Source organism: Paenibacillus pectinilyticus, assembly GCF_001700435.1.
GTDB lineage: Bacteria > Bacillota > Bacilli > Paenibacillales > NBRC-103111 > Paenibacillus_E > Paenibacillus_E pectinilyticus.
Genome location: NZ_LYPC01000007.1, coordinates 1 through 10,404 on the forward strand (window position 1 = coordinate 1; position 10,404 = coordinate 10,404).

At 46.6% G+C, this 10,404-nt stretch carries 7 protein-coding genes; 6 read left to right on the top strand and 1 reads right to left on the bottom strand.

Going from position 1 to position 10,404, the window contains the following annotated elements; translation table 11 throughout:
- Positions 1 to 260: 260 nt before the first annotated feature.
- Positions 261 to 692 (bottom strand): VOC family protein, encoded by a 432-nt coding sequence (locus A8709_RS01680; protein WP_065850489.1) that lies wholly within the window; start codon positions 690 to 692, stop codon positions 261 to 263.
- A 227-nt stretch (positions 693 to 919) separates the two neighbouring features.
- On the opposite strand from A8709_RS01680, the gene A8709_RS01685 reads away from it, so the two are divergent.
- The 6 genes from A8709_RS01685 to A8709_RS01710 all read left to right on the top strand — a co-directional run bounded on the left by A8709_RS01685 (position 920) and on the right by A8709_RS01710 (position 9,918).
- Positions 920 to 2,743: a cache domain-containing sensor histidine kinase gene (locus A8709_RS01685; RefSeq protein ID WP_065850490.1), complete on the top strand. Its 1,824-nt coding sequence runs from the start codon at positions 920 to 922 to the stop codon at positions 2,741 to 2,743.
- Positions 2,727 to 4,349: a response regulator gene (locus tag A8709_RS01690; RefSeq protein WP_065850491.1), complete on the top strand. Its 1,623-nt coding sequence runs from the start codon at positions 2,727 to 2,729 to the stop codon at positions 4,347 to 4,349. The genes A8709_RS01685 and A8709_RS01690 overlap by 17 nt, the downstream gene beginning before the upstream one ends.
- 142 nt (positions 4,350 to 4,491) lie before the next feature.
- Positions 4,492 to 5,889, top strand: a complete 1,398-nt coding sequence (locus tag A8709_RS01695) for an ABC transporter substrate-binding protein (protein WP_065850492.1) — start codon at positions 4,492 to 4,494, stop codon at positions 5,887 to 5,889.
- Positions 5,890 to 5,998: 109 nt separating this feature from the next.
- On the top strand, positions 5,999 to 6,895 hold the full coding sequence (locus A8709_RS01700; protein WP_065850493.1) for a carbohydrate ABC transporter permease: 897 nt from the start codon (positions 5,999 to 6,001) through the stop codon (positions 6,893 to 6,895).
- Positions 6,896 to 6,973: 78 nt separating this feature from the next.
- A complete protein-coding gene (locus A8709_RS01705) occupies positions 6,974 to 7,804 on the top strand; it encodes a carbohydrate ABC transporter permease (RefSeq protein ID WP_065850496.1) in 831 nt (276 codons plus the stop codon).
- Between the two features lie 14 nt (positions 7,805 to 7,818).
- Positions 7,819 to 9,918 carry a heparinase II/III domain-containing protein gene (locus A8709_RS01710; RefSeq protein WP_065850494.1) on the top strand — a complete coding sequence of 700 codons (2,100 nt, stop codon included), beginning with the start codon at positions 7,819 to 7,821 and terminating at the stop codon, positions 9,916 to 9,918.
- Positions 9,919 to 10,404 lie beyond the last annotated feature (486 nt).

A 10,404-nucleotide genomic window follows, 5' to 3' on the forward strand; every position in this document is an offset into this window, starting at 1 on the left:
ACACCTCTTAGTCATAGTTAAGATTATTATTACTGCTACACTAAGAGACGTCCACTATTAATTCTAAGAGCAGAAATCCATCTAATCATTCTATATGCGCGAAAAGTGTTCAAATGGATGGACATTTTCCATCTAATGCACCTCCTCAAGTATGCACAACCAGCAGCACCCATTTCCAGCGAAACCCTTGTTCGGATGCCTATATCCAAAAAGCAAAAAAGGCCCTCCCGCAGAAACCTGCGACAGGGCCATTTTCATACTTACATCATCGTTTCGCCTTCGGTAAACAATTGGAACGTCACACCGAACTTATCCTTCACTTGTCCGTAGGCTGGGCTGAAGAATGCCTCGTGCATATCAAGGATAACCGTACCGCCTTCTTTGAGTCCATCGAAGTATTGCTTGGATAGGCTGGCATCCTTCGTTGTGATACAAATCGTCACTTGATCGCCCTGTTGAACGGGCTGACCTGGGAACGTGTCCGAGAACATCATTTGACTCTCGCCTACTTGCAGCATCGCATGCCCAACGAGTCCTTTTTGCTCATCAGCTAATGGGAATTCGGGATTTTCAGGCATCTCTCCAAAGGTTTGTTTGAATAAAACTTTGGCATCCAACGCTTTTTCATAAAATTGAATGGCTTCACTAGCAGTACCAGGTAATACTAAATAGGGAGTTAAACGAACGGACATGACATAACAGCTCCTTAAATCGAGTTATTTTTTGCATGAAAAAGACTACATCTAATTATTACCACATTTACCCGAAAAAATAAAGAACATATGTTCTAATTTTAAAAGAATATGTAGAAAACTGCCCTTCAACATGACTTTTCCCCATGCCCACGGAATGTGACCTATACTATAATGTAAAGTAGAGAAAGACTATCTTCGGACACAGGAAAGGTGCTGAGTCGCCTATGAAAAAGCTTGCTATCTGGTCGTGGCTGCCACGCCTATTCCATTCCTTTTCGTTAAAACAACGGATATGGTTTACCTTCGTCCTCTTAATTACCGTAGGTCTAGTGGCTACAGGCAGCATCGCCTACCTCATCGCATCGAAGGAAATTCAGCGCAACGCGATGCAGTCGAGCCAAGATACCGTGAATCAATCGTCGCAAATCGTCAATGAAAGACTGAAAAATATCGGTACCGCCGTTCGTTCGCTCATGTTCAGTGATGCCTTCAAGCAGCTGATGAAGGATGTTCAGAATGAAGATAGCTCCAGCTACTATAAGTCATTGACAGCCCTACAGTATGTCTTTTCACAAGTGAAATTCAACGATTCTATGATCGAGAGTATACTTATCGCTACGCCTATCGGGGATTTCTATCCGACGTCTAGTGCGCGGAATCATGCAAATTCTTTTTACCAGTCGGAAATGTTCAAGCAGTTTCAGCTCTTAAAGCGGGGATTTTGGAGCAAGGGGCATGTGGATCCTTTTTTCACAGGTGGGCAGCGGGTGATCTCGCTCGTCGCAGAGGGTGTCAGTGAAGATTCGTACACGCGAAATGAGCCGACCAATGTGTATGTGGTCATTAATGTGAAGGAAGACGATCTGCGGGATCTCTTTATGGAGAACTTAACGGACCCTGATAAACACTACTATTTCGTAGATTCACAAGGTGAAGATATTAATTATGCAGACCGCACACAGGATAAGGCCTTCATCCAACGGCCAGACTTTGTGCAGCAATTGACGGGGGAACGGAAGGGTTCATTTTTCTTCACCGATAAGGATCGGAAGGATTACTTGGTTAACTATGCAAGGCTGGACGTCAAGGAGGATTGGCTAATCGTTGGCATCCAAGCCAAAGCAAAATTACTTGCCCAATTAAATGGGATTAAGCAAGCAACAACGTTGGTGACGATCGGTTTTGTACTGGTCTCGCTGTTCATATCGAACAATCTCACGCTTCTTCTGCTCAAGCCGCTATTCAGACTGCAGAAGCTGATGAAGCGCGTCGAGGAAAATGATTTGGATGTTCGTTTTGAAAGCGTTTATAAGGACGAGGTCTCCCAAGTAGGATTCCGTTTCAACCGTATGCTGGATGAGATTAAGCAGCTTATTGCCGATGTGAAAAACCGTGAGCGGGATAAGCGCAAAGCTGAAATTAAAGCGTTATCGGCGCAGATGGACCCGCATTTCTTTTACAACACGCTCAATACGATTTACTGCAAATCGGTGCTGGGTGAGAATGAAGATGTGAATGAGATGATTTTGGCGCTATCGAATATGTTCCAACTGAGCTTAAGTGGTGGTCGAGATCTCATACCACTGGAGGATGAGCTCGATCATGTTCGTCAATATTTGGCGATTCAGCAGCGATCGTATGAGAATTTATTCGTCTTCCGGATGGACATCGAACCTGAACTGCAAGCTTGTCTTGTGCCTAAAATCATGATCCAACCGCTGATTGAGAATAGTATTTTGCATGGCTTTAAAGACATGACCGCCGGTGGGGAAATTCAGCTCACAGCTCGCGCGGACGGCAATTGGTTGCATATCACGGCTGAGGATAATGGACAAGGACTGGTTCCAGAGCTTCTCCTCCAGAGCATGATGCATCCTACGACAACAAAGCACGGCTATGCACTGCGCAATATTTATACCCGACTACAGCTGTATTATGGAACGGAGCAACGGATGGAGATCGGTGTGAATGCATGGGGCGGAGCGCAAATCGACTTGTGGCTGCCACGGTATGAGAAAGAGGAGGATTTCCATGGACCGACTAGTTAAGCTATGTGTGGTAGATGACATTCGAAGCGTTGTTGATATGATCACGAAGAAGATTCCATGGGAGGAACACGGCATTGAAATTGTAGGTAGTGCGACCAATGGCGAGGAAGGCTTTGCGGTTATCCGGGAAACGCGGCCAGATCTAATTCTAACGGATATTCGCATGCCCAAAATGGATGGCTTAGAAATGACCCGCCATATTATGGAGATCTTGCCGACGAGTAAAGTCGTGATTCTCAGCGCTTATACAGACTTCGATTATGCTCAGAAAGCGATCCAATATGGCGCATTGGATTATGTGAAGAAGCCTTTTTCCATCGAGCAAATTGTGAAAGCGGTTGTGAAGGCGAAGGAAGTATGGGAGCAAGAGAACCTGAGTCGCACCCAGCTTATTGGCCTTCAGCAGAAGATCAAAGAGAGTATGCCAGCCCTCAGACAGGAGTATTTATCCTTACTGGTTTATCATCAAACCAACGAATCTGAGCTGGCGCGTTTATCGGATTTTCTGGACATTAATGAGCTGAAGCCGCCTTTTACGGTGATGACCATCCAAATCGATCAGTTTACGGATAAATATGGCGAAGTACCGGTGAAGGAGCTGGAGTTAGTCCGTTTTTCATTGCAAAATATCGTGGAAGAGACGATTGCCTTGAGTGGAGCAGCGGTTGTATTTCGGGAGGGATTCAATCGTTATATTTGTATCCTCAACGTGCCGAGTCCAGAGCTGCCGATTGCTATCGCAGATCAGTGCTGCGCGAATATCGCACGTCATACGAAGTTCACCATCTCCATTGGCATTGGCCAATGTGTAGAGACTGTGCAAGAGCTGCCGAAGAGCTATCAGCAGTCGCTAAGCGCTTTGTCGTATCATTTCTACACAGGAGGGAATGGCGCTTTCAGCTACCATGCGGATGCGACAGCAGTTCCAGTGGAGTGGATCTATACCGAGGATAGCGAAAATGAGTTTCTATTCGCATTCCGCTCAGGGAATCGAGACGCCTGTGTGGAATGGGCGATGACCATTTTCAACGAGATGGGGAAAGTGCCCGTGCTGCCTGAACCAGGAGTCGTAGAGCGCTTGCTGCAAGGCCTCGTCCTGCGCATGCTGCGTGTGCTTATGGAGAAATTCCCACGACCTAGCTTAGCCGAATTTGAGGCGAAAAATCAAGAAATTAGGGAAAGCGGAGCTGCCATATTGGCCTATCGCGCCTGGTTCATTGAACTGTGCGAAATCGGTTGCCGCATGATTCATCAGGAGCGGGCGAGCGAGTCGCAGAAAATTATTCATCGTTCAGTCGAGTATATCAAAGCCAATCTGGACATCGACTTGACTTTGGAACACTGTGCGAAGCAGGTAAACCTGAGTTGGGGCTACTATTCTAATTTGTTCAAGAAAGTAACGGGTTCTACCTTTGGTCAATTCGTTACCCATGCGAAAATGGAGCGGGCGAAATCGATGCTGATCGAGGACTTTCAAGTTCAGGAGATCGCGCAGCAACTCGGCTATGAGCACCGCCGTTATTTCAGTGAAGTATTCAAAAAGCAAACGGGTCTTACACCGACAGAATTCAAAGAAATGTCTTTGGGCAAGTCCTCCAAGCCGTGAGGACTTGCCTGTTTCACGTGCGATTGGTAAGGGCAACATATAGAAAAATCTGCCCTCATTCAAGAATTGACCTCATTATCAGGTGAAGCGAATTCTTTTACTATTAGAGATGTAAACAACAGATTCAAGGGGAGGCTTACACATGATAAAGAAATTAGGGACCGTCACATTATCAGTTGCACTGGCAGGCAGTTTAGCAGCTTGCAGCTCCACCAAAACAGATACAGCAGCAAGCCCAGCGGCATCCGCGAAGACATCTACGGGTCAGACCAGCGCAGCACCTGCTAAGAAGGATAAAACGAAACTCGTTTATTGGACGCTCGATCGACATGATATGGATTACATTAAAAGTGTCGTACAAAAATTTAATGATACGAATGGCGAAAATATCGAAGTCGAAATGGTTGTAAAGACGGAAGATTTCAACCAGGCGATCGATCTGGCTTTTGCTTCCGGACAAGCGCCTGATATTATCCGTGTGAAAGAAGGTACGATTCAGCCTTTCGCAGCGAAAGGTTATCTCAAGCCCATTGATTCTTACGTAACGGATGCCATGAAGAAGGAATTCCCAATCATTGACGATTTCAACCGTATTGGTGGTAAATTATACAGTCTTCCAAACTATGGCTCAACGATTCGACTGGTTTATAACAAAGAGCTTTTCGCTAAAGCAGGCATTGCAGCACCTCCGAAGACGTTGAAAGAAATGGTGGACGATGCGAAGAAAATTACAGCAGTCGGTAAGGCGAATGGCTCCTACGGTTTTGCGCTAAATTTCAAAAGTCCAGAAAGTGCTCTAGGCCGTTCCGCAAGGGCTATCGCTGAGGTAAGCGGGTTCGGTGGATTTGGCTATGATTTCAAAACAGCCAAGTTCGACTTCACAGGGTACAAAGATATTATGCAATCCTTCAAGCAAATGGTAGACGACGGCAGCACATTGCCAGGGATGGAATCCTTGGATATTGATCCACTGCGCGCACAATTCGCTGAAGGTAAAATCGGCATGTATATTTCCTACTCCTCGGAGCCAGGCGTATACGCGAATCAGTTCCCTGCGAAGATTGAGTGGGCTGCAGCGCCGGTTCCTACGGTTGACGGAACGATCAAAGGAGCAAGCTCCTTCTTGGGTGGACAGTGGCTTTCCATTAGCAGTACGACCAAAAATGCTGATCAAGCTTGGAAATTTATGCAATTCATGTACCAAGATGACGTATTGAAAACCTATCATGAAAAAGGCTTCGGCATATCCATGGTCCCAGCGGTATCCTCTGTCGCGAAAAAACCGGATATCAAAGGGATTGAGGGGTTCTTGCCAAATGGGAATGATGGCACATGGCCGCTTCAACCAACCGTTACGGTTGAAGGCATGAAATACAATGACGCATTCGTCAAATATATGCTCAGCGGTGGTAACTTGGATCAAATTACACAAGATCTAAACAAACGCTACAATGATGCGCTGGATAAAGCTGTTGCTAAGGGCGATGTCAAAGTTACTCCGAACCCGAGCTTCGATCCGATGAAATTAATGATGAAATAGTGCTGAATGGATGCTAATTAAAAGAGTAATAAAGCGAGAGTGGAGCTGAACCTCCACTCTCGCGACTTATCTTAGCTTCACTTTTTGGGGCATTTTAGGAGGGAATGAGATGAACAGGGCACGCCAGATCGGTTTTTCATACTTATTTTTATTTCCGAGCTTTCTACTGACCATGGTGCTGGGCGTCTATCCAATTGCATGGGCGATTCGCTATATGTTTTATGAGTACAAGGGCTTCGCGGCTCCAACCTTTATTGGATTCGATAATTTTAGACGGCTTTGGCAAGATACAGAATACTGGCATTCGGTTGTCAATACATTCGTTTATGCCGGTGGCAAGCTGATCATTACACTTCCGTTATGCTTACTACTCGCTGTTATTTTGAATAGCAAACTGCGCGGGCGCAATTGGCTAAGAGCGATCTATTTCATGCCAACGATCATTAGCTCGGCTGTCATGGCTGTCGTATTTTTTATCATTTTCAACTCATATAACGGTATTCTTAACCAGTACTTATTGAAGTTTCATATCATCTCCGAAAGAATCGACTGGCTTGGACCAAAGCATGCGATGCTGACAACGATCCTCATCGCGGTGTGGGGCGCTGTAGGTAACTATATGCTGTTATTTCTGGCTGGTCTTCAAAATATCCCGAATGATGTGTACGAAAGCTCATCTTTGGATGGAGCGAACAAAGTCCAGCAGTTCTGGTATTTAACGATCCCTATGCTAGGGCCGGTGCTGCAAATTGTTATTATGCTGGCCATCATTAATTCCCTGAAAGGCTATGAGAGCATCATGGTTCTCACGGAAGGCGGACCGGTAGGCAAGACAGAAGTGATGTACCTCTACGTGTATAAACTCTTTTTCCCAACAGCTTCAGGATCTATAACGGATCAACAATTTGGCTACGGCAGCGCGGTTGGATTCATGACGGCTGTCATTGTAGGCATCATCACACTGATTTATCATGCGATGTCGAGACGCTTAAATAAACTGCAATAGGAAGGAGACTTAGACATCATGGAAGTGAGAGAAACGATACCTGCTGTCCATATAAAGAAACAAGTGGCATCATTTTCGATGGGGAAATTAGGCGGTAGGGTACTGCTTTGGTTGTTCTTACTGGTGACAGCCTTACTCATCGTATTTCCAGTGGTTGTAACCTTTCTAGGCTCGTTCATGTCCAATATTGAAATTACCAAGGGGGGCCAAATCTTTCCGTCTTCCTGGCATTTCGCTAATTATAAGGAAGCTTGGGTACAGGCGAATTTTGCTCGATTTACTTGGAATAGTCTATTCCTAAGTGGAACAACGACGATCGGGACATTGATCGTGGCTTCGATGGCGGCTTATGTGGTTGATCGGATTCATTTTCCCGGTAAAGCCATTTATGTGGCTATTCAAGCCTCCACGATGTTCATTTCCATCGGCGCTGTTGTAATTAGACCGCAATTCGAGTTGATGGTGAAACTTCACATGAATACGAATTTATGGGGGGTTGTCCTCATTCTAATTAGCGGACACGCGTATATCTTCTTTATTTTGTTAAGCTTCTTGAAAGGCATTTCCCGGGAATTAGATGAAGCAGCCCGCATTGACGGGTGCTCCAATGCCGGCATCTTCTGGCGTATTATTTTACCTCTGATGCGACCAGGTCTAGGCGTTGGCGCCTTGTTTACCTTTTGCGGAGCGTGGAATGAATACTTGCGTCCGTTAGTGTTTACGATGACGAATCCGAAGCTGCAGACGTTGACGGTTGGCTTGTCTTACCTGCGTTATGGGGCCTCAGCTGCCGTTCAAACCCATTACATGCTAGCGGGGGCTTGCTTATCGATTCTGCCATTATTAGTTGTGTATATGGTTGCCAATAGATCCTTTATGCAAATGACAGCTGGGTCATTGAAAGGTTAGGTAGGAGGAAGGAAATGAACAAATATCGTTTGGAACGACTCCGATTAAACTGGTCTTCGCCAGCTTTTAGTTTGGCTGCTGAGCGATTGAGATATGAAGCAGATCAGGCTGCCCGCATTTCATACGAAATACGTGCGAATGAACAAGGGCAGTGGACACATTATTATCATTGTGCATCCGACGGTGCCATGCTGACCTTTCAGTGGGACCAGCCTTGTCAGCATGCGTGCCCACAATGCGGTAAGGTGTATACAGGGGAACCGTATAATGCCGCGTGGGTTTCACTTACACATGTCCAGATCGGCCGGGCTGTCTACCATTTGGGGTTGCAGTCTGTCGTAGAACCCGATAACGATCGGCTGAGTCAGATCAAAGACTATTTAATGGCGTATGCAGATAACTACGACACATATGCCATTCATGGCAATATTCCTTATAACGGGCCGGGACGTTTGTTTGCCCAAACCTTAGATGAAGCTCATTGGATTACGGATCTTGCCCTCGGCTTTGATGTCATTAAAGAGAGCTTATCGCAAGAAGAAGCTGCTCATATCTGTAAAGGGCTTTTGGAGCCATGTGCTCGGTTCTTAATCGATTATAAAGAAAACCAGATTCACAATCACGCCGTTCTGATTACGTCTGCAGTAGCAGCGCTTGGGCTGTTGCTAGAGAATGAAGACATTATTCAGGCAGGATTAACAGGTGAATATGGTTTGTTGGACCAGCTTGAACGAGGCATCTTCGAAGATGGGTTTTGGTATGAAGGTAATGTTCATTATCACTTCTATGCTTTTCAATCCCTTCTTCACTATGCCATGATTGCGGAAGGAACCAGTCGGGAGATATGGACGAATCGAGCCTTGAAAGCCATGTTTGACTTTCCGCCAGAGCTGCTGCTGCCGAGTGGTTGGATGCCGGTATTGAATGATGCAGCATCTTTTAGCCATATTGGAACATATGCCCCCTATTATGAAATTGCTTATGCCATCTATGGTGATGATGCCTATCGTACGTATTTACTTACCGCTTATGGGACATGGAGGAATGACGAGGAGAACCGTGTTCAAACATGGGCTCAACGAGATTCTATATATGCACTCCTGTTTGGGGAGGAGCTGCCCGAGCAAGGAAAGGCTTCTCTAATTGTCGTGATGCAGACGACGAAAGCTTTGCCAGCCAGCGGGCTGACTAAGCTGGTGAACCAAGCCGGCTGGCATGTGCTGGTAAAGCACAGTCGCTTCGGCGGTGAGCACGATCACATGGATCGGCTGGGTCTCTCTATTATGCATGGCCATGTCCCGCTGCTCATTGATCCTGGCACAACCGCTTATGGCGTGCCGGTGCATTACGGGTGGTTTAAACATACGTACTCCCATAACACAGTGAGTATTAACGGGGCAGACCAGCCGCCACGAGATGGGCGTTTGATTCAGCTGCAGGAGGAGTCATGGGGCGTATGGTTGGAAACGGCTGTGGATTGGTTAGCGGACGATTATCACATGAAGGATCGTATCATTTTGCCAGCTGAGCTGAATCCATGGGATGCTGATGCCTATACAGGTGTACAAATTCGTAGAATTAACGTGTTAGGTGAGGATCACCTGCTGGATGTAGTTCAAGTTACAGTACCAGAGGCACGCGAGGTTCATTGGATGAATCACGTTAGCGGCACACGCATAAGCAGTGGTAACGATCAAGACTGGTCTGCGACCGAAGTGCGATTGAGTCGGCTGGATCAACATTGGTTTCAAATGAAGCAGCGATTGGTGCAGGGTGCTCCTTGTTTTGTCTATCAGATGAGTGAAGGTACACTTGAGCAAATGACGTGGTGCTCACTGCCAACATCAATATACACCGCATTGACTCCGGATAATCCCCCTAGCGGGCTGAGAACGTCCCTTCTTATAGCGGCTGCCGTGCAAAAGGAAGTGATTTTCGTTCAGATGCTGCACTATAATCGCAGTGATGAGGAGTACCTTCAAGGTCACCTAGAGGTGGTTAGGCTGCCTGATAGCACCCTTCAAGTGATGTGGAACAAGATAGATTCGCACATCACTTATCATGTGCAGCTGCGAAACGAGAAGGCTGAGCTGATGAGGAGAAGGGTGGAATGAAATACGTCCATTCGTTGAAGTGTACTAAAAGATTGAAGGATGCAGATGACCGCGATTGGCCACGTTCGCCTTGGGCTGACGTGGTTTTTGTTGTGCAATGCGAGGTAAAGCATCGCCGCCCCGCGCGATAGGCTGGGAACCCGAGCCTAAGCGTCGCTGCCTCACACGCGATAGGCTCAGAACTCGAGCCCAAGCATCGCCGCCCCGCGCGATAGGCTCGAAATCCGAGCCCAAGCATCGCGACTCCGCGCGATAGGCTCGGAACTCGAGCCTAAGCATCGCTGCCCCGCGCGATAGGCTCGAAACCCGAGCCCAAGCATCGCGACTCCGCGCGATAGGCTCGGAACTACTCTTAGAATTAATAGTGGACGTCTCTTAGTGTAGCAGTAATAATAATCTTAACTTTGACTAAGAGGTGTCAGTCCATGAGCGAATCGAGACAACGATTTAACGAGACATTTAAACGTGAAGCTGTAAAGTATGTGC

Coding starts and splice junctions, on each gene's coding strand:
- A8709_RS01695 (WP_065850492.1), top strand. CDS start 4,492: ATGATAAAGAAATTAGGGACCGTCACATTATCAGTTGCACTGGCAGGC.
- A8709_RS01705 (WP_065850496.1), top strand. CDS start 6,974: ATGGGGAAATTAGGCGGTAGGGTACTGCTTTGGTTGTTCTTACTGGTG.
- A8709_RS01710 (WP_065850494.1), top strand. CDS start 7,819: ATGAACAAATATCGTTTGGAACGACTCCGATTAAACTGGTCTTCGCCA.
- A8709_RS01685 (WP_065850490.1), top strand. CDS start 920: ATGAAAAAGCTTGCTATCTGGTCGTGGCTGCCACGCCTATTCCATTCC.
- A8709_RS01680 (WP_065850489.1), bottom strand. CDS start 692: ATGTCCGTTCGTTTAACTCCCTATTTAGTATTACCTGGTACTGCTAGT.
- A8709_RS01690 (WP_065850491.1), top strand. CDS start 2,727: ATGGACCGACTAGTTAAGCTATGTGTGGTAGATGACATTCGAAGCGTT.
- A8709_RS01700 (WP_065850493.1), top strand. CDS start 5,999: ATGAACAGGGCACGCCAGATCGGTTTTTCATACTTATTTTTATTTCCG.